This is a genomic window from Desulfobulbus sp., from assembly GCF_031547805.1.
GTDB lineage: Bacteria > Desulfobacterota > Desulfobulbia > Desulfobulbales > Desulfobulbaceae > Desulfobulbus.
In genome coordinates this window covers 24,367-44,446 of the sequence record NZ_JAVBRQ010000026.1, presented here as the reverse complement: position 1 = coordinate 44,446, position 20,080 = coordinate 24,367, and the positions used below count along the sequence as shown (strand labels likewise).

Genomic DNA, 20,080 nt, shown 5'->3' with positions numbered 1-20,080 from the left:
GATCGGGTGTGTCGGGGAAAAACGGAAAAAACGATCAGGAGGCGCCGAACATCCGGCGCTCGACGATCTCGCAGACCACATGCTCCAGCCACAGATGCGCTTCCTGGATATGGGGGGTCGCATCCGAGGGCACGTTGAGCACCAGGTCGCAGATGGCGGCGAGATCGCCGCCCGGACGGGCCGTACCGCCGGTCAGGGCCACGGTTTTCATGCCGATGTCCCGCGCCGCCTGCATGGCCTTGACCACATTGGCCGAGGTGCCGGAGGTGGAGATGCCCAGAGCCAGATCTTCCGGTTTACCCAAGGCCTGGATCTGCTTGACGAAAATCAGCTCGTAGGAAAAGTCGTTGGCGATCGAGGTGAGCACCGAGGTGTCGGTGGTCAGGGCCAGGGCCGGCAGGGGGCGGCGATTGATCAGGAAACGGTTGACGAATTCGGCGGCCAGATGCTGGGCGTCGGCCGCGCTGCCGCCGTTGCCGAAGATGAGCAGTTTGCCGCCGTCCTCGAAGACCTCGCAGATCCATTCGGTCAGGCGGATGATGTCTGCCGCGGCCTCTTTGACAAAGGCTTCCTTGGCCATGATGGATTGGACCAGATTGGTCGAAAGCAGTGTATTCATGTTTCCCACCATAAAGGAAAACCCGGTGCTGTCAAACAAAAAACGTTTCCGCGCCACCAGGGCACGGAAACGTTTTGAGGGGCGATTTGAGGCAGGTTCGCTTACGGCAGTTGCTGCATGATCAGGGCGGAGACATCCTTGATGGACTTGGAGCCGTCCACGGAGATCATTTTGGTGTCCGCCTGTTTTTTGAAATAGTTGACCGCTGCCATGGTGCCGGTCTTGTCGTCGTAGTAAATGTCGTGGCGCTTGTTGATGGCGCCCTCGTCCTGGTCGTCGGCGCGGGCGGACAGGTCGCCGCCGCACACGCGGCAGACCAGCTTGCCATCCTTCTCCACCGGCTTGATGGCGTCGAAGGCGATATGGTTGGGATGGTTGTTGTCGTTGGCGCAGAGGCGGCGTCCCATGATGCGGTCCTTGGCGATCTGGCGGTCCAGCATGATCTCGACCACGAAATCCAGCTTCATGCCCGCTTCCTTCAGAGCCTTGTCCAATGCCTCGGCCTGGGCCAGCGAACGGGGGAAGCCGTCGAGCAGCCAGCCTTTCTCCTTCGATTTGGCAAGGGTCTCCAGCACCATCGGGATGGTGATCTCGTCGGGCACCAGGTCGCCGCGATCGATGTATGCCTTGGCCTTCTTGCCCAATTCGGTCCCACCCTTGATGTGCTCGCGGAAAATGGCGCCGGACTCGATGTGGTCGATGCCGTATTTTTCCTTGATGATGGCGCCCTGGGTGCCTTTGCCGCTGCCGTTCGGACCGAAAGTCAGGATGTTCATGCCGGATTCCTCCATGTCTTGTTCGAAAAATTGTTGGGTAACACCTTTATTTTGCGCGAAAAAGGCAGGGTGAAAAAATGAATGCCTTCTCATCGGCCCACGAATATACCGCACCTCGGGTGAATGCGCCATGAAAAATGATGAGACCGATCAGGCGAAGTGATGAGCACGGCAAAGCGCGGGACTGCGCCGCGATAGCACGCGGCATGTGGCCGGGTTCCGGCGGCCGGCGACCAATGGCGGCCGGTCCGTTTCCGTCCGGCGGCGACGGGAGCCGGAGCATACTTTTTGACAAGGCGTCGCAAAGAGGGTAGAAAACGGCCCAGATTCGTCTCTTCTTTCAATTTTTCCAGGTGATGACAGCTATGAGGGAAATCAAGGTCGGGTTGATCGGGTTTGGCACCGTGGGCAAGGGATTGGCGGAAGTGCTGCTGTCGCAGCGGGAGCGGCTGGCCAGGCGGACCGGGATGTCCATTCGCTTGGCGGGCATTGCCGATCACAGCGCGACCGCGCTGCCGGAGCGGTTTGCCGGCATCCCGCTGAGCAAGGACGGGATGGACCTGATCAACAATCCGGAACTCGATATCATCGTCGAACTGATCGGCGGCATCGAGCCGGCCAAAACCTTTGTCATGCGCGCCATCGAGGCGGGCAAGCACGTGGTCACCGCCAACAAGGCCCTGCTGTCGCAGGAGGGCGCCGACATCTTCGCCGCCGCGACCAGGAAGGGGGTCGAGGTGGGATTCGAGGCCAGCGTCGGCGGCGGCATCCCGGTGATCAAGGCGCTGAAGGAAGGGCTGGTGGCCAACAAGATTCTCTCGATCATGGGGATCATGAACGGCACCGCCAACTATATCCTCACCCGGATGACCGACGAGGGCATCCCCTTTGCCGAGGTGCTCAAGGAGGCGCAGAAGCTGGGGTTCGCCGAGGCCGACCCGACCTACGACGTCGAGGGCATCGACACCGCCCACAAACTGGCGATCCTGATGACCATCGCCTACGGCACCCCAATCACCCACAAGCAGATCGCCACCGAGGGCATTTCCCAGATCGAGCCGATCGACATCGAACTGGCGCGTGAATTCGGCTGCCGGATCAAGCTGCTGGCCATCAGCCGCAACCACGGCGACCATGTCGAGGCCCGGGTGCATGCCACCATGGTGCCGCAGCAGCACCTGCTGGCCTCGATCAACGGCGCCTACAACGCCATCCATTTTCAGGGCGACACCGTGGGCAACATCCTGCTGTACGGGCTCGGCGCGGGCATGGTCCCCACCGGCAGCGCCGTGGCCGCCGACGTGGTCGACATCGCCCGCAACATCGCCAGCGGCTCGGTCGGCCGGGTGCCGGCGCTGTCCTACCTGCCCGAGCAGATGCGGCCGCGGCGCATCACCCCCATGGACGAGCTGTGCGGCCCTTACTACTTCCGCTGCACCGTGCTCGACCAGCCCGGCGTGCTGGCGCTGGTGGCCGGCATCCTCGCCAAGCACGAGATCAGCATCGAATCGGTGATCCAGAAGGGGCGCAAGGAAATCGGCGCCGTGCCGCTGGTGGTCGTCACCCACAGCGCCAAGGAGTCGGCGATCCGCGCTGCCCTGGACGAAATCGGCAAGCTCGACTGCGTCACCGGCCCGGTGGTCAAGATCCGCATTCTGGAGGAGGAGTGAACCGCTGGGGTTTGCTCGCATGAAGCGATGAAATACATTCTTCTGATTGGCGACGGCATGGGCGACGTGCCGGTTCCGTCTCTGGATGGCCGCACGCCCCTGGAAGCGGCCGAGACTCCGGCCATGGACCGCCTGGCGCGGCAGGCCGAGATGCTGCTGGTGCGGACCGTGCCCGATGGCTATCCGCCGGGGAGCGACGTTGCCAACCTGTCGCTGATGGGCTATGAGCCGGAGCGCTATTACACCGGCCGGGCGCCGCTGGAGGCGGCCAGCCTGGGGGTGGAGCTGGGCCCGGAGGAAATCGCCTTCCGCTGCAATCTGGTCCATGTCGAGCGGCCGGGCGACGGCCGCTTAATTATGGTCGACTACAGCAGCGGCCACATCACCACCGACGAGAGCCGGCAGTTGATCGAGGCGTTGCAGGCCGCCTGCGGCAACGATCGTCTGCGCCTCTATCCCGGAGTGAGCTACCGCCATCTCCTGGTGTATCGCGGCGAGTTGCCGGCCGGCTTCGTCACCGTGCCGCCCCACGACCATTCCGACCGGGACGTGGCGGGCTTTTTCCAGGCCTATCGGCAGATCGAGGCCTTTCCTCCCTTGCTGGCCAAGGCCGAAAACATCCTGGCCGACCATCCGGTCAACCGGGAGCGACAGCGGCAGGGCAAGCGGACCGCCAATGCCATCTGGCTTTGGGGCGAGGGCAAGCGCCCGGCCATGTCGACCCTGGAGGCTCGGTTCGGCATCCGCGGCGGCTTGATTTCCGCGGTTGACCTGCTCAAGGGGCTTGGCGTGCTCGGCGGCCTGAGCGTGGTCGACGTGCCCGGCGCCACCGGCTACCTCGACACCAATTACGAGGGCAAGGCCCGGGCGGCGCTGGATGTGCTGGCCAAGGACGATTTCGTACTGGTGCATGTCGAGGCCCCGGACGAGACCGGTCATCAGGGGTTGGCGCAGGAGAAGGTGCGGGCCGTGGCCGATTTCGACCGCCGCATCGTCGCCCCGATTGTCGAGGCCATGGAACGACGGGGCGAGCCTTTCCGCCTGGTGGTGACCATGGACCATTACACCCCGGTTCACCGCCGCACCCACGAGGATTGGCCGGTGCCGATGTTTCTCTACGATTCCAGGGGGATCGCCGCACCCTCCGGTCGAACCTACACCGAGGCCAACGTGCAGGCGGCGGTGCGGGCAAGCGGCCAGGCCACGCTGTCCGGCGCCGCCTTTTTCCAGCGCTTTGTCGAGCGGGAGGCGCGCGGATGAGCAAGTTGACGGTCAATTTGGTGGAACCGGTGTTCACCACCACCTACCGGGTGATCTATGGCGACACCGATGCGGCGGGCGTGGTCTACAACGCCAACTACCTGCGCTATTTCGAGATCGGCCGCACCGAGATGATGCGCGCCTGGGCCATGCCCTACAGCGCCATCGAGGAATTGGGCTGCGTTTTGCCGGTGGCCGAGAGCTATCTTCGGTTCAAGGCCCCGGCCGCCTACGACGACCTGCTCACCATCGCCACCTCGCTGGTCGAGGTGAGCAGGGTCAGCTGCCGCTTCCATTACGCCATCTCCCGGAGCGGGGAGGGCGAGCGCTCGATTTTGCTGGCCAAGGGCTTCACCGTGCACGCCTGTGTCAACCGCCAGGGAAAATTAACGCCTTTTCCCGAGGTTGTGTTGGCGAAGATCGAGGCGATCCTAGAAAAGGGGGCGGCAAGCCAACAGAACGGTTGACTTTGCCGCCCAATCGGGTATTATCGCCCGATCGTGACGCGGGGTGGAGCAGTCTGGTAGCTCGTCGGGCTCATAACCCGAAGGTCATAGGTTCAAATCCTATCCCCGCTACCAAAAAATAATTCAAGGGGTTGAGTCGAATAGGCTTAACCCCTTTTTTTCTTTGCGTGCTCTTTTCTAAGCATTTTGCCTGATCTTGAACATTTCACACAAGGAGGCCACACATGATCCACGGTGTCAGTCCGGCCGAGGCGAAACGCCTGGTTGAGGAAGAAAATGCCCTGCTGGTGGATATCCGCGAGTCAGAGGAATTCGGGCGCGAACATATAGAAGGGGCGCGTCTGGAGCCGCTGTCGGTGTTGCCCCTCTTGGCCCCTGATCCGGACAGAGAGCGGCCGGCGGTTTTTTATTGCCGTTCCGGCAGTCGCACCAAGGACAACACCGCATCCCTGGAAGGGCGAGGCTTTGCCGCGACATACCTCGTTGAAGGCGGCTTGGAAGAGTGGAAAAAAGCCGGATTGCCTGTCGTCCGGCGGGTCGTGCCGATACCCGTGCCGCGTCAGATACAGATGATCGCTGGAAGCTTGGTGTTCGTGTTCTCCCTGTTCAGCTTCTTCATTCCAGCCTTCACCTGGTTGACGCTTTTTGTAGGGGTGGGCCTTGTGTTCGCGGGTTACACCGGCATCTGTCTCATGGCCAAATTGCTGACGCGTGTCTCCAGAAACAGGCACAAGTCCTGCGGATGCCCGGACGAGGGAAGTTGAAAAAAACGATGTCTTTCATCCCCGGCCATTCCTTCTGAAAGGCAGCGTCTTCATGCCCTGCATTGGGCCGAACTTTCCACCTTTCACCGCCTTCTTGGCCGCTTCGGCCTGATCTTCTTTCTCTCACCGGCTTGCCCCGAGGCCTGCCCTCGCCTGATGGGGGAGCAGAGCTTCTTTTTTGGCCGCTCGGCTCGGTATCCGCTTCTGCACTGTTCGCCAGCTTGCCCGGATCGCCCGCGCGGCCCTGGTCTCATCCTTTCGGGTCTTGGCACGGGACAAGGTGCGGTCCTTCCGCTTCACGAACGCAAAACAGGTCCTCGAGCCGTTCGGGAAAAAACCGCTTTCGCTCATGTCCACCCCGCAACAGACGCCTGTTTTCTGGTCCATCTTCCCCTTACCCGCTCTATCAGTCATGGGGTGAAAAATGAAATGTTTCCCACGCGTGGGGAGTGCGGCGGCCTCTGCCGGGAAAAAGCCGCGGGGATTTACCTTACCTTTCCTCGGTGATTTTAGAGTCGGCAATGCAATTGTGATAACAGCGTAACAACTGCATTACGAGATTTCGTTATATATAAAAATGCTGATATCCATATCCGCGCCTTACATCATCGTGACTGCGATGCGCATAAAATGTCGGAGACCTCTTTTTTTCTGCTTCTGACCATTGGAAAAGGATTACCTCCCCTGTACAATGTTGGCATGCCTGCTCTCGTTGCAGTCACTGTTCGTTTTTTTTTGTTTTATGAGTAATATATATTACGAAAGGGCAATGCATGCCCCTTGCAGCATCCGGAAAAAACAATGTCAAATCAACAGATAGGGATTCCCGATTCGGTACTGGTCAATCAAGACTCAAAATATCGCGTGGCGTACGACCTGATGCTCACAATCGATCGGTTCAGCACCACTGCCAACGACAAGAAGGACAAAAAATATTGGCTCAATCTTTATGGTGATTGTCTGATGCTGATCGGACGAGGCATTCTGCCAAAATAATTTCAAAACAGCCGCCCTTGCTCAAGTCCGCCTGGGGCCAAACCACTGCGTTCATCTCGTTCTCTCCGCTATTGCTTGTTTTGGGCCCCAATACCTGCCGCCCCTTTATGCCAACGCCTCTTATCCTGCCGTAATCTCGAGTTCCAGGCGAAGCCGCTGCACAGTGTTCTTGTCGGTGCCGCTGGGACTGTCGTGCCCGGTTGCGGCTGGACGGTGCTCTCTGAATGCGCCATCCGTACATCGGTGGCAGACGCTCTCGCCAAACGACAAAGTTCTGCCAGCCACCGACAGGGTCTGCCTGCCTGATGCTCATCCAGGCCATCTGCCACAAATTTCCGCATAACTCCAAAACATCGGGACAAAGATAACGCTGGCCACATGGTCATCTCGAACGCAGTGAGAGGTCTCGTTTGATCGACCGGCTTTCCGGAGCGCCAAGAACGCCGCCGATTGCCGGCGAACGAGCCTGGATGAAGTTCGATGGCAATCAAAACTCCAAAAGACGTCGCTCTTACAGAGAGTGGCGCGGATTGCCATCCCTTTCCTCAAAAGACCCCGAGCCTCTTGCTCGCCGCTATATCCGGTTCTCCCGCGCGCCCCCGCACTTGGCGGGTAACAGGAAAAATACCAATGCGTCCGCCGGTGCCGCCTTCACCCGGTACGCACCGTTTCCTGCCTTGCTGTGGTATGTGCGGATTCTTCCCGCACGCATCCAAACAACATCCCTTCAGAACATAGGATCTGCGTAAGACGCGGATAGCCCTCTCTGCTCGACGCCTCAGTTCCGCAAAACCCCATCCTTTGCTTGGTTATTCTGCTGTTATTACAGGATTTATTGAATTTCCATCTTGCGTACAACTCCTGAATAGGAAGTGGAAGTTGAAAAAAATAATACACAATCCCGATTCTACTTGAATGGGATCGGCGAGCCGCTATCATGGATATAAGTGAATATATGTATAAGCAAATTTGCAGAGTAAAATGGTGATAATGTCAATAATTTCAAGTTGATGAAAATTTGAATGGTGAAGGTGCGCAGTGGTTGGGAAGTGTGTTCGGGAAAAGGATGGGATGCCATTCAGGACACCTGGACGCACTCCACCCACCACGGTGTCCTTATCCACTCCGTTCGTTCTCTTTCTCCCCATCGCCTTGCAGGATACTGGGGTGGTGATGCGGCGGCCTGCCGGTTTTGAGGCCTAAACCCGCCGGTGGCAACGAAGGGACGTTTTTTCTGATTACCATCAAATTCCAGTCAAGTTTTTCCTCCCCCGGAAATCGGCTTTTTCTTCACGCTGCGGAATTCGGTCGATCAAACGAGATCTCCCACTGCGCTCGAGATGGATGACAATTTGCCTGGGGTGTCATTGCGGCACATTCCCTGTCTGTCGATTCAACGGATGCCGAGATGGGAAATATAACGAAATTTCAGCACGATGTTGCCAGGGCTGAAGTTGGCTGCATTGCAACGGAAATCGGTTTTTTGGCTTGGCCGTGCCAGTCGCGCGGCCTTCATCGACCGCCCGCCCCGTTACTGTTCGGGAAAGATCGATCAGCGGTCTGGGGCTGGGTCTGGTGGCGTCTATGGCCGGCGGTCATGGCTGGGTGGCTGAAGGTTTGTAATTCCAGGAGGTTGTCGTGACAGGTGGTCGAATCGTCTTTTGGGAATCGGTGCAAAAAATGTATGCCAGACCGCCCCCGGCGGCGCCATGGTTGAACCCGAAAGATGTAACTGTGCGAATAATAAACATTTTGCAATTGTGGAGAAGCTATCTATGAAAAAGCGAATCATCCCCAAAAAAAAGACCGGAGTCCTGGCCTTGGCCCTGTTGATGAGCCCCTTAATGGAGGCCCCGGTATCCCAGGCGGAAAACATCTATATCCGCGGCGGCGGAGGCGGCGGAGGCGGCGGGAACAGCAGTGGTACTCCGGCCGCCGGCGGCGGCGGCAACGGCGGTTACATCGGTACCACCGACAGAATCGACATTGCCGGGACGGGGGCTGCTTCCGACAGTGCCACTGGCGGAGGCGGTGGAGCAGGCGGTGTCGGCGATGCCAATAAAGACGGCGATGCCGGCGGGACCGGAGGGAGTGGCACTCATACACTAGCGGGAGGAACCGGTACGGTCGGTGATGGCGAAGACAGCGCCAACAGCGGGGTTGTCGGCAAAGGCGGGGCCGGCGGCAGCGTCAACGCCAATGCCGTCGACATGGCCGCGGCCGGCGTGGAAGATGCTCCCGGCCACAACGTATACATTTACGGCGGCAACGGCGGCAGCGGCGGCACCACCTCCGCTGGCAGTCCTGGCGGCGCTGGCAGTCCTGGCGGGGCCGGCGGCAATGCCAGGCTGGACTGGGGCACCGGCAACCGTTCCATTGCCAAGTTGGATCTCAGGTCGGGTGCCGACGGGACCGGCGTGGATGGCAGCACCGGCGGCCAGGGTGGCTTTGCCGAGTTTGTCCTCGACGGTAATCTAGCCACCGGTGCCTTGGATATCTCTACCGACGGTTCGAACCATGCCAGTTTTTTGGCCAATGGTACCGTCAACAACACCGGTACGCTAAGATTTCATGTATCGACCGGCAGTACGGGTAATGTCAGCTACGAATCCGGCAGTCTGATTTCCGGGGGAGCTCCTACCATCCGAACCGAAGGTGTCGGCGACGCTGTCGTCCTTGTCCATGGCAACGCCGACCTGGCCAGCCTGAATGTGGGCAACAATGCCGGGAGCTCAGGCAATGCCCGCTTCACGGCCGATGGGGCCGTCACCACCGGTTCTCTGACCGTCGTTGTTGGGGGAAATGGCGATGCCAGCTTCGAAGCCGCGCAGCTCGATTCCGGTGGCAATACATCGATCTGGACTTGGAGCAACACCTCCGGCGATGTCAGTATACTTGTCAACGGCCCCGGGGCGGTGAAGAGCCAGGGGCTCATCAGTGTCAAGACCGAGGGTGCCGGCAATGCCAGCTTCGACGCCCCCAATGCCGACACCGTGCAAGTCACCGGCCCAGACAAGCAACTGAGAGTGATCGCCAACGATTCCGGCCAGGCCCGTTTCAGCGCCCCCAACGCCTTGGTGTCCGTGGCCGCAGGCGACTGGAACGTCGAATCTTCCACCGCCGATGCGCAAGGCACCGCCACCTTCCTTGCCCGTGGCCTGGATATTGCCGGCACCGCCACCGTCAAGTCCGGCGCGGCCGCGGCCACTGCCACCATCACCGGCAGCCTGGTGACGACCGGCGACCTGACGGTCAGCGCCACTGGTGCCGGCGCCGCCCGCTTTATTGCCAACGCCACCGACCTGATCAACACCAAGAAAATCAAGGTTGATGGTCTTGGTGCCGGCAATGCCGGCATCTTTGCCGAAAACGCCACAATCAACACCAACGGCAACGCTGCCATCGTCTCCATCTACCAGGCCACCGGCGGCACCAAGGGCCTTTACGCCAAGAGCCTGATAACCGGTAACGACCAGGTGAACGGGAGCAACAACGGCAGGGTGGGCGTGGGCGACAGTGCCCAGAGTCTCGATGCCTCGGCCCAACTGGTTCTGACCGATTCCCTGCAAACCGGGTCGCTCGGCCTGATCGGTAAGCATACCCCCGGCTCCGTGGTCGTCAATATCAACAATGTCGATGTCACCTTCATCGACACCGCCTTCAATTTCCACCAAACCGTGGCCAGCAGCGATTCCGGCGCCAGCGGCGTGTACTTCAAGACCATTTCCCTGGGCGCCGCCGACGGGATCCGGACCCTGACCGCCAAACGAACCAGTCTGGGCAGCTACTGGGCCGATACCCTGAAGGTCAACGTTCACAACGACCCGGCTCAGAGCCAGAACTGGGTGGGCAATATCTGGCTGGGCGGCCATCCCGGCACCCCGTCCACTCCCCTCATCCCCGGCACTGCCACCGGCACCGTGGGCACGGTGGACATGATCCTGCCGGCGAATGCCAGCCTGATCTCGTACCTGGGCGACGGCAGCGGCGCCAACCCCAACTACATGTTGAAGGTTGACGGCAAGGTGACCCTGGAAGACGGCGCGGCCTTCAACCTGCGGGCCACCCAGGGCAATCCCTTTGTCGGCCTCAAGGTCAACGACCGGATCCAACTGGTGGATTCCACCAAGCCGGTCATCGACAACACCACCCGAAAGGTACCGGTGCACGGCTACAGTTCCTTCGGTGCCAAGGATTACTACTTCGATCTGCTCGTGGCCGAAAACGGCCAAGACCTGTTGGCGACCTACCTCCGGTTCGATTCGACCTTTGCCAAGGCCTATCTGGAAGGCAACATCGCCGCCCTGGGCAACCTGTACCAGGGCCTGGAGCTGGAAAGCCGGGTGGTCCGCAACACCTTCGATCCCTACGTGCAGGGCGGCCTGTTCAAGGAAGGTTCCAATCTGGGGATGATGTTCGGGGCGGAATACGCCAACATGCGGCTGGATTCGGGCAGCCATGTCGACGCCGACTACTACAACATGATCATCGGACCGGCAATGCGGACCGAAACCGGCCTGGGCCGCCTGGGTATGGCCGTCTTCTTCGAGACCGGCCACGGCAACTACTCCAGCTACAACTCGTTCCCCGGCCTCAATGTGGACGGCGACGGCAACACCGACTATTACGGTGCCGGCATCGCCCTGCGCAACGATTTCACCGGCGGCCTCTATGCCGATCTGTCCCTGCGGGCCGGCACGGTCAGTGTCGACCAGAATCTCAGGAACCGGTTCAAGGCCCGCTACGACGACGACACCAGCTATGTGGGCGGCCGGGTGGGCCTGGGCAAGATCTTCACTGTCGCCGACCAGGGCCGGCTGGACCTCTACGGCGGCCTGCTGTGGACCCGCCTGAACGGCTACGACACCACCACCGACGCGGCCGAGCGCCTAGAGTTCGATGCCGCCACTTCCCTGCGCGGCCAGTTGGGCGGCCGTTACCACCACAATTTCAGCAAGACGGTCAGCGGCTATGCCGGCGCGGCCTGGGAGTATGAGTTCGACGGCGATGTGGGCGGCACCCTGGACGACGTGGCCATCGCCGAGCCCAGCCTCCAAGGGTCGACCGGCAAGGGCGAGTTGGGGGTCTCCTTCAAACCGGTCGAACGGCTCTCCATCGATCTGGGGGTGCAGGGATACACCGGCGAGCGCGAAGGTGTGGGCGCAACCGCCATCCTGAGCTTCGCCTTCTGATCGGCTCACCTTGCGGACAGGGTGCGTGCAGGTGCCCTGTCCGCCCCACCCGAACACCAGCGGGGACAATACGGCGCGTATTGTCCCCGTTTTTTTTTGTTGCCGCTGGCCCGCAAACTTCCGCCAGGTCTTCTTTCAGGCAATCGGCTGTGTCCTTAATGGCTGCCGCCGCCGGCTGATAGACGGAGATCGGAGATCTCTCCCTGCGTTCGAGATGACATCTGACCAGCGTCATCCTTGTCCCTGGCCTTGTCATGGTGTCGAATGTTCCCTGGCGGGCATGGCGACGAGCGCAGTGAGGTGAAATCTAGAGGAAGGTCAGCGAAATTCTGGGGCAATTCCACTGCCTTCAAAACCGGGGCGTTTTGGTTGTCCTGCCTGAAGTGGAGGCAAACGGCCCGCTGGCCCGGCCGCAAGGCTCGATTCGGCCGAGTCGCCTGTTTCTGTTGGGAAAAGGTGGAATAATGGGCTGTTGCTTGGCCCAGGGGAATGCCGGGGATCGAGTCTGGGTATACAAATTTTTGTATTTTGCGGGAGGTGATTGATAACGTATTGAATGATCGTTTTTCGTTCTGTATGGTTAAAAAAATTGTACTTAGGGGCCGCTCGCGGGCGGCGCACGGGTTGGATGCGACGGGCCTTGGCCTGTTGTTTGTTTGAAATCATACAGTTGTGGAGAAAGTGCCAATGAAGAAGAGAGTTTTCCTCAAGAAAAAGATCGGGGCCCTGACCCTGGCCCTGTTGGTGACCCCCCTGGCGGGTGTGCCCACGGCGCAAGCAGGCAATATTGCTATCGTCGGCGGTGGCGGTGGTGGTGGTGGTGGTAACGCCGGCGGGAGTGATAGTGTTGGCACCGGCGGCGGCGGCGGCGGCGGTGTTATTAACGCCACCAATCCGGGCGCCAATGGCAGTACCGGCGGCGGCACCAGTGGCGGCACCGGCGGCACTGGCGGCACCGTCGGCGGCGGCGTGGGCACTGGCGGCACGGCATCCAACATTGGTGGCGGCAGTGGCGGCGCGGCTGGCGGCGGCCCTACTTCGAGCAGTACTGGCGGCAACGGCGGCGCCGCCGCGGCCAACACTAGCGACATGACCGCAGCTGCGGTGGGTACCGGCGACACCGTGAATATTCTCGGCGGCAACGGCGGCAACGGCGGTGCGGGAAATGCAAACGGATCTCATGATGATCAGTGGCTAGGCTGGAACGGCGGTAACGGAGGCGACGGCGGCGATGCCAGTCTGAACTGGACGGTCAGCGGCACCGCTCGGGACATCGCCAGCCTGAATGTCAAGGCCGGGGCCCGCGGCAGTGATGTCACCGACTGGACTAGCACCACTAATACTCCTTATGGCAGTGACGGCGGCCGGGGCGGTTCCGCCACTTTTTTCTTGGATGTCGCGCTGACCACCAGCGGCCCGGTGAACGTCGAGGCCGATGATAACTACGCCACCTATGAATCGGGTAGCCTGACCGCCAACGGCGCCACCACGGTCACGGCCACCAACTATCTGGCCAGTATGCTGGTCCACGGCGACGCCGACCTGACCACCCTGAGCGTGGTCAGCAACGGTACGGGCAACGCCAGCTTCAAGGCCGATGGCACCGGTGTGGTCACCACCACCGGCGCGGTTCTGGTGCAGAGCAACTCCAGCGGCAACGCCACCTATGAATCGAACAATCTGACTGTTGACGGTGCCACTACTGTCGAAACAAAGCATAATGGCAGTGCCACTATGACCGCTGGCAATGCCACCATGGCCGTCCACGGCAACGCCGACCTGCAAGCCTTGACCGTCCAAACCACGGGCACTATCGACGGTGGCAATGCCAGTTTCACCGCCGACGGCAGCGGCATCGTCACCACCCATGGTAACGTCTTGGTGCAAAGCACCGGCAGCGGCGACGCCACCTTCAATTCCGTTGAATACCATGGCGGCGGTACCACCACCATTAGCACCACGGGTGCTGGTGACGCCAGCATGACCGTTAGCGTTCTGGGCAGCGGATTTGTCAAAAGCACGAACACCATGACCATCAACTCCAGCGGTTCCGGTAACGCCAGCTTCAACGCTCCTTTGGCCGGCACGGTGGAAATTATCGGACCAAACCAACATTTGGAAGTGAAAACGAGCGGCAGCGGTGGCGGACACGCCAGCTTTTTCGCTCCTGCGGCCACTGTGGCCGTTGCCTCGGGCAACCTGAACGTCGATTCCTCCCTCACCACCAATACTGCCGGCACGTCCACTTTCCTTTCCCGAGGCTTGAATATCGCCGGGGCTACCAACGTCATTTCCGGCGATGCTGCAGCCAGCGCCATGGTGACCGGCAACACCCAGGTGACGGTCCACAATTTGACGGTCACCGCCGGTGATGGCGACGCTAGCTTCATTGCCAGCGCCACTGATCGACTGACCGCCAACGCCATTAAAGTCGACGGCGCTAACGGCAAAGCGGGAGATGCCAGCATCGTCGCCGAGAACGCCAAGATCGACACCAGCAACTTCAACGTTACCATCTCCACTGCCGGCACCAACGGCGGCACCAAGGGCATTTACGCCCAGAGCCTGGAAACCGGCAACGATCAGCAATCTCAGGCCAACATCGGCATCGTCACCATGAATGGCACCGGCGGCGGCACGGCCCAGTTGGTCCTGAGCGACTCCCTGCAGACCCGGCAGCTCAACCTGACCGGCGCCGGCACCCCCGGTTCGGTGAATACCAATATCAACCGGGTCGACGTCACCTTCATCGACACGGCCTTCAACTTCGTGAACACCACCGGCAGCACCGATTCCGGCGCCAGCGGCGTGTACTTCAAGACCATCTCCCTGGGTGCCGTCGACGGCACGGCCGTCCGGACCCTGACCGCCAATGCCGGTCTGGGCACCTACTGGGCCGACACCCTGGCGGTCAACGTCCACAACGATCCGAGCATGAGCCAGAACTGGGTGGGCAACATCTGGCTGGGCGGCCATCCCGGCAACCCGACCACAGCCACCGGCACCGTGGGCACGGTGGACATGATCCTGCCGGCGGGTGCCAACCTGACCTCGTACCTGGGCAACGGCAGCGGCCCCAATTACATGCTGAAGGTCGACGGCCAAGTGACCCTGGCAGACGGCGCCACCGTCAACTTGCGGGCCACCCAGGGCAACCCCTTTGCCGGCCTCAAGCTCAACGACCAGATCCAACTGGTGGATTCCAACCAACCGGTCATCGACAACACCACCCAGGGCGTGCCGGTGAACGGCTACAGCGTTTCGGGCGTCAAAGAATACCTCTTCAACCTGCAGGTGGCTGATAACGGCCAAGACTTGCTGGCCAACTTCGTCTGGTCCCAGCCGACCTTTGCCAAGGCCTACCTGGAAGGCAACATCGCCGCCCTGGGCAACCTGTATCAGGGCTCCGAGTTGGAAAGCCGGGTGGTCCGCAACACCTTCGATCCCTACGTCCAGGGCGGCCTGTTCGAGAAAGGCGCCAAACTGGGGATGATGTTCGGAGCGGAATACGCCGACATGCGGCTGGATTCGGGCAGCCATGTCGACGCCGACTACTACAACATGGTCATCGGACCGGCGATGCGCGCCGAAACCGGCATCGGCCGTCTGGGCGTGGCCATCTTCTTTGAAACCGGCCACGGCGACTACTCCAGCTATAACTCCTTCCCCGGCCTCAATGTGGAGGGCGACGGCAACACCGACTATTACGGTGGCGGCATCGCCCTGCGCAACGATTTCTCCGGCGGCATCTATGCCGACCTGTCCATGCGGGCCGGCACGGTCAGCACCGACCAAAATCTCAGAAATCTGCCCGATGCCCGCTACGACGACGACACCACCTACGTGGGCGGCCATGTCGGTCTGGGCAAGATTTTCGATTTTGCCGATCGAGGCAGATTGGACATCTACGGCGGCATGTTGTGGACCCGCCTGAGCGGCTACAGCACCACCACCGACGCGGCCGAGCATCTGGATTTCGACGATGCCAATTCCCTGCGCAGCCAGTTGGGCGGCCGGTACCATTACACCTTCTGCAAGATGGCCACCGGTTATGTCGGCGCGGCCTGGGAGTATGAGTTCGACGGCGATGTGGGCGGCACCCTGGACGGCGTGGCCATCGACGAGCCCAGCCTTCAGGGTTCGACCGGCAAGGGCGAGTTGGGTATCTCCATCACCCCGGCCGATCGTCTCTCCATTGATTTCGGTGTCCAGGGATACACCGGCGAGCGCGAAGGTGTGGGCGCGACCGCTGCCCTGACCTTCACCTTCTGATCGTTTCTCTCTTTACGGACAGGGCACTTGCGGGTGCCCTGTCCGCCCCATGTAAGCATGTGAGCAACAGGCGGGAACAATACGGCGCGTATTGTTCCCGTTTTTTTTTGTTGCCGATGCTGCCGTGTTTCAGCCAGGTTCGCTCGATTGGCAATCGGTGGTGTTCGTGACCCTGCGGAAACCGGTCGATCAAACGAGATCTCTCACCGCGTTCGAGATGACAACTTGCCCGGCCTTGTCAATGCGCCTGGAGGTGCCATTGTACCGAACGTTCGTTGCCGTCATTTCGGCGGGAGAAGCGAGCTTGCGCCATTTCGACGGGCACCGCGAGGAGAAATCGTACAAGTTTCCGCAGATACCGGCTGGGGTGAGATGGGCCGAATGGGAGTGGCCACCAGATAAAAAAAGGCAGGACCGTATGGCCCTGCCTTGCGATGTGCGATTTCGCCGAAGGGAGATCAGCCCCGCATCCGCCGCATCCAACTGGAAAGCCCCACCAGGCCCGTGCCGAACAGCAGCAGGGCCGCCGGTTCGGGCACCGGGGCGGGGGTAGAGGCGGCGGCGGTGAGGCTGACGCCGTCGACAAAGCCGCCGACCGCGTCGCTCTTGCCCAGGGCCGCGAAGGTAAGGGTGTCGTTGCCGGTGCCGACCACATTGAAATTCAGGAGGGACCAAAGGGTGGTGGCGGCGCCGTTGGCGGTAATGCCGGCGTTGTCGGTCAGCGATATCCCGTTCCAGAACACGTCGATCAGGTTGGAGTAACTGTCGACTCCTGGGCGCGGAGAATAGGCGAATTCCAGCAGGTAGGTCTGGCCCGCGGCGGTGCCGATCGTCTGCGCCATGGCGCTGTTGGCATGGCTGTCCAGCTCGACGAACTGCACGCCGTCATAAGCCGGCCCGGTGACGTTGTTTTGGATTTCGATCCCCGGCCCCGACACCGTCGACCAACCGTCGATGGCGTTGAAGACGCTCCAGCTCCCGCGTGCCAGGGCGTTTTCCTCAAAGCTGCCATTGACGATCAGATTGGCCTGGGCGACGCCGGCCAAACCGAGCAAGAACCCGCTTGCCACCGCTCCTTTTAACAGACTGTTCATGATGTTTCCCTGCTTGGATGAATGAGTTTGTCTGGTGTGTGTTCCATGTTTTCCGGATGGATGCACAATGCGGTCCCGTTGCGGGATGATGGTATTTTTTTGTGCTAACACGCTGAATCGGTGCGATATTTTTTCGCGATTGCGAATCGGCGGGCTGTTCTCGATCCTGGGCGCGGCCCGGTTTGCAATTACAAGAACGAAATTTAATTACCGATGGGTGATACAACCCGCACCATGACCGATGCCGCACCTCCGAACGCAAGACACTGTCCGGCCGGATCGCGGCGATGCAGGTTGGAGGTGCGAAAGAAGAAAAATATCAATACAATGCATCGCAAGATTTCCATCTCGTCCGGACGCGGTCCCGCATGGGTGCGGTCATCGTCCGAACGGCGGCTTCGATCGCAACGCCATGCACCGCAAACATCCCGGCACGGATATCCCGGTTGAGCGCTTTTCCGGTTCGGTCGAGCGGGTCACCTTCCACAGCGAGGAGTCGGGGTTTTGTGTGCTGCGGGTCAAGGCCAGGGGCCAGCGCGATCTGGTGACGGTTATCGGCAACGCCGCCGCCATCACCCCGGGCGAATTCGTCGAATGTGTCGGCAGCTGGCACAACGACCGGACCCACGGCCTGCAATTCAAGGCCCTGCGCCTGGCCACCATTCCCCCCGACACCCTGGAGGGCATCGAAAAATATCTGGGTTCCGGCATGGTCAAGGGCATTGGCCCCCATTTCGCCAAGATCCTGGTCCGGGAGTTCGGCGTCGAGGTGTTCGCGGTGATCGAGGCCACGCCGGAGAGGCTGCTGGCGCTTCCCGGCATCGGCGCGAAACGGGCGGGCAGGATCACCGCCGCCTGGGCCGAGCAGAAGGCGATTCGGGAGATCATGGTTTTCCTCCACTCCCACGGCGTGGGCACCGGGCGGGCGGTGCGGATCTACAAGGTCTATGGCGACGAGGCGGTCGCCAAGGTTGCGGAAAACCCCTATCGCCTGGCGCTCGATATCCACGGCATCGGCTTCAAGACCGCCGACCAGATCGCCGGCCGGCTCGGCATTGCCCCGGATTCCCTGATCCGCGCCCAGGCCGGCGTGCGCCATGTGCTGCAGGAATTGTCCGGCGACGGCCACTGCGCCGCGAGCCGCGACACGCTGTTTGCCCAAGCCGAAAAGCTGCTGCAAATTCCCGGGGAGATTCTGGCGGAGGCGGTCCGGCGGGAAATCGACGAGGGCAACCTGGTGGCGGAAGAGATCGATACGGTTCCCAGCGTGTTTCTGGCCCCATTGCACCGGGCGGAGCTGGGCGTGGCCAACCACCTGCTGCGGATCGCGAGCGGGCCGCCGCCGTGGGGCGCGATCGATGCCGACCGGGCCCTGCCCTGGGTGGAGGAGCGGACCGGCCTGCAGCTTTCGCCCTCGCAACGGGATGCGGTGCGGCTTGCCCTGGCCAGCAAGGTCCTCATCGTCACCGGCGGTCCGGGAACCGGCAAGACCACGCTGGTCAACGGCATCCTGCGGATTCTTGCCGCCAAGCGGCTTGACATCCTGCTCGCGGCCCCGACCGGCCGCGCGGCCAAGCGCATGGCCGAGGCCACCGGCCAGGAGGCCAAAACCATCCATCGCCTGCTGGAATTCGATCCCCAGAATTTCGGCTTCAAGCGCGACCGGCAACACCCGCTCGACGCTGACCTGGTGGTGGTGGACGAGTCGTCGATGGTGGATGTGGTGCTGATGAACAAGCTGCTGGCGGCGGTGCCGGATGCGGCCGCGCTCCTGCTGGTGGGCGACGTCGACCAACTGCCGTCGGTGGGGCCGGGGGCGGTGCTGGCCGACCTGATTGCCTCCGGCGCGGTGGCGACCGTCCGCCTGACCGAGATCTTTCGCCAGGCCGCGGCCTCGCGGATCATCGTCAACGCCCATCGGATCAACCGCGGCGAGATGCCGCTCAAGCACGACACCAAGGAGCTGGCCGATTTTTACTTCGTGGCCGCGGCCACGCCGGAGGAAATCCGGGCCAAACTGCTGCAGATGGTGGTCGAGCGCATCCCGAAGCGGTTCGGCCTGCATCCGGTGCGGGACATCCAGGTGCTGACGCCCATGAACCGGGGCGGATTGGGGGCGCAGGCCCTGAACACCGAACTGCAGCAGGCGCTGAACAGCGGCGCCGAACCACGGGTGGTCCGATTCGGGACCGCCTACGCGCCGGGCGACAAGATCATCCAGACCGTGAACAATTACGACAAGGAAGTTTTCAACGGAGATATCGGGCGGATTCTGGAGATCGACCCGGACGAGGGCCTGCTGTGGGTCGACTACGACGGCAGGAGGGTCGAGTACGGCTTCGGGGAGTTGGACGAGGTGGCGCTGGCCTATGCCACCAGCATCCACAAGAGCCAGGGCTCGGAATATCCCGCCGTGGTCATTCCCCTGGCCATGCAGCATTACCTGTTGCTGGCGCGCAACCTGCTCTATACCGCCGTGACCCGGGGGAAAAAGCTGGTGGTCGTCATCGGCCAGTCCAAGGCGCTGGCCATGGCGGTCAAGAATTTCAACGCCAACCGGCGGTTGACCAACCTGCGGGCCCGCCTGGCCGCCGGGGGGGATGGCGGTGGCCAATATCGATTATGATCGATTATGACCGGCCATGACCGAGGCGACTGCCCGGGACGAAACCTCGAGCCGTCGTGCCCCAGCCGCCGCGTCCCGGCAGGCATCGGCAGGGTGCCACAAAACCTACCGCCGGCAGCTCGACGAGCACGATTGCTTGGCCGGATAACAGGGGTTTACGCATTTGCCCTTGCCTCAATAGCGCGGAAGAGGTAATGGAATACTTCGTATTTTGGGACCAATCCGGCAAGCGTGCGTCAGGGGGGCCGGTGGCGGGATATGGCAAGGTGGCGTGACCTGGGCGAGGCTCTCTGGCGGCGAACCCGGCAACACCGGAAGCGCAGCCATGACGCACCCATTTGAAC

At 61.3% G+C, this 20,080-nt stretch carries 11 protein-coding genes and 1 tRNA gene; 9 read left to right on the top strand and 3 right to left on the bottom strand.

Going from position 1 to position 20,080, the window contains the following annotated elements; genetic code table 11:
* Positions 1–34: 34 nt before the first annotated feature.
* Both RMR13_RS09135 and RMR13_RS09130 read right to left on the bottom strand, forming a co-directional pair.
* Complete coding sequence (locus tag RMR13_RS09135; protein ID WP_310600334.1) at positions 35–619, bottom strand: D-sedoheptulose 7-phosphate isomerase; 585 nt, start codon at positions 617–619, stop codon at positions 35–37.
* Between the two features lie 101 nt (positions 620–720).
* Positions 721–1,395, bottom strand: coding sequence for an adenylate kinase (locus RMR13_RS09130; RefSeq protein WP_309411826.1), 675 nt, complete (start codon positions 1,393–1,395; stop codon positions 721–723).
* A 365-nt stretch (positions 1,396–1,760) separates the two neighbouring features.
* Between RMR13_RS09130 and RMR13_RS09125 the strand changes: the two genes are divergently transcribed.
* The 8 genes from RMR13_RS09125 (at position 1,761) to RMR13_RS09090 (ending at position 16,016) form a co-directional block, all read left to right on the top strand.
* The gene (locus RMR13_RS09125; RefSeq protein WP_310600333.1) at positions 1,761–3,065 is read left to right on the top strand and encodes a homoserine dehydrogenase; all 1,305 of its coding nucleotides are present in this window, start codon (positions 1,761–1,763) and stop codon (positions 3,063–3,065) included.
* A 27-nt stretch (positions 3,066–3,092) separates the two neighbouring features.
* Positions 3,093–4,325, top strand: coding sequence for a cofactor-independent phosphoglycerate mutase (locus RMR13_RS09120; protein ID WP_310600332.1), 1,233 nt, complete (start codon positions 3,093–3,095; stop codon positions 4,323–4,325).
* Positions 4,322–4,792, top strand: coding sequence for a thioesterase family protein (locus RMR13_RS09115; protein ID WP_310600331.1), 471 nt, complete (start codon positions 4,322–4,324; stop codon positions 4,790–4,792). The genes RMR13_RS09120 and RMR13_RS09115 overlap by 4 nt, the downstream gene beginning before the upstream one ends.
* Positions 4,793–4,829: 37 nt before the next feature.
* Positions 4,830–4,906 (top strand) — tRNA-Met (locus RMR13_RS09110).
* A gap of 110 nt (positions 4,907–5,016) precedes the next feature.
* Entirely contained in the window at positions 5,017–5,556 is a 540-nt protein-coding gene (locus tag RMR13_RS09105; protein ID WP_310600330.1) for a rhodanese family protein, read from the top strand.
* Positions 5,557–6,357: 801 nt separating this feature from the next.
* Positions 6,358–6,552, top strand: coding sequence for a hypothetical protein (locus RMR13_RS09100; RefSeq protein WP_310600329.1), 195 nt, complete (start codon positions 6,358–6,360; stop codon positions 6,550–6,552).
* Positions 6,553–8,327: 1,775 nt separating this feature from the next.
* Positions 8,328–11,744: an autotransporter outer membrane beta-barrel domain-containing protein gene (locus RMR13_RS09095; protein WP_310600328.1), complete on the top strand. Its 3,417-nt coding sequence runs from the start codon at positions 8,328–8,330 to the stop codon at positions 11,742–11,744.
* Positions 11,745–12,431: 687 nt separating this feature from the next.
* Positions 12,432–16,016 (top strand): hypothetical protein, encoded by a 3,585-nt coding sequence (locus tag RMR13_RS09090; protein ID WP_310600327.1) that lies wholly within the window; start codon positions 12,432–12,434, stop codon positions 16,014–16,016.
* Positions 16,017–16,474: 458 nt separating this feature from the next.
* Here RMR13_RS09090 and RMR13_RS09085 read toward each other — a convergent pair whose 3' ends face one another.
* Positions 16,475–17,110 (bottom strand): PEP-CTERM sorting domain-containing protein, encoded by a 636-nt coding sequence (locus RMR13_RS09085; protein ID WP_310600326.1) that lies wholly within the window; start codon positions 17,108–17,110, stop codon positions 16,475–16,477.
* Positions 17,111–17,522: 412 nt separating this feature from the next.
* Here RMR13_RS09085 and RMR13_RS09080 point away from each other — a divergent pair, with 412 nt between their 5' ends.
* Positions 17,523–19,736 carry an ATP-dependent RecD-like DNA helicase gene (locus RMR13_RS09080; RefSeq protein WP_310600325.1) on the top strand — a complete coding sequence of 738 codons (2,214 nt, stop codon included), beginning with the start codon at positions 17,523–17,525 and terminating at the stop codon, positions 19,734–19,736.
* The last annotated feature ends 344 nt before the right edge of the window (positions 19,737–20,080 follow it).

Excerpts from the sequence above, each read along its gene's own strand:
- RMR13_RS09135 (WP_310600334.1), bottom strand. The coding sequence starts at position 619 with ATGAATACACTGCTTTCGACCAATCTGGTCCAATCCATCATGGCCAAG.
- RMR13_RS09130 (WP_309411826.1), bottom strand. The coding sequence starts at position 1,395 with ATGAACATCCTGACTTTCGGTCCGAACGGCAGCGGCAAAGGCACCCAG.
- RMR13_RS09125 (WP_310600333.1), top strand. The coding sequence starts at position 1,761 with ATGAGGGAAATCAAGGTCGGGTTGATCGGGTTTGGCACCGTGGGCAAG.
- RMR13_RS09120 (WP_310600332.1), top strand. The coding sequence starts at position 3,093 with ATGAAATACATTCTTCTGATTGGCGACGGCATGGGCGACGTGCCGGTT.
- RMR13_RS09115 (WP_310600331.1), top strand. The coding sequence starts at position 4,322 with ATGAGCAAGTTGACGGTCAATTTGGTGGAACCGGTGTTCACCACCACC.
- RMR13_RS09105 (WP_310600330.1), top strand. The coding sequence starts at position 5,017 with ATGATCCACGGTGTCAGTCCGGCCGAGGCGAAACGCCTGGTTGAGGAA.
- RMR13_RS09100 (WP_310600329.1), top strand. The coding sequence starts at position 6,358 with ATGTCAAATCAACAGATAGGGATTCCCGATTCGGTACTGGTCAATCAA.
- RMR13_RS09095 (WP_310600328.1), top strand. The coding sequence starts at position 8,328 with ATGAAAAAGCGAATCATCCCCAAAAAAAAGACCGGAGTCCTGGCCTTG.
- RMR13_RS09090 (WP_310600327.1), top strand. The coding sequence starts at position 12,432 with ATGAAGAAGAGAGTTTTCCTCAAGAAAAAGATCGGGGCCCTGACCCTG.
- RMR13_RS09085 (WP_310600326.1), bottom strand. The coding sequence starts at position 17,110 with ATGAACAGTCTGTTAAAAGGAGCGGTGGCAAGCGGGTTCTTGCTCGGT.
- RMR13_RS09080 (WP_310600325.1), top strand. The coding sequence starts at position 17,523 with ATGCACCGCAAACATCCCGGCACGGATATCCCGGTTGAGCGCTTTTCC.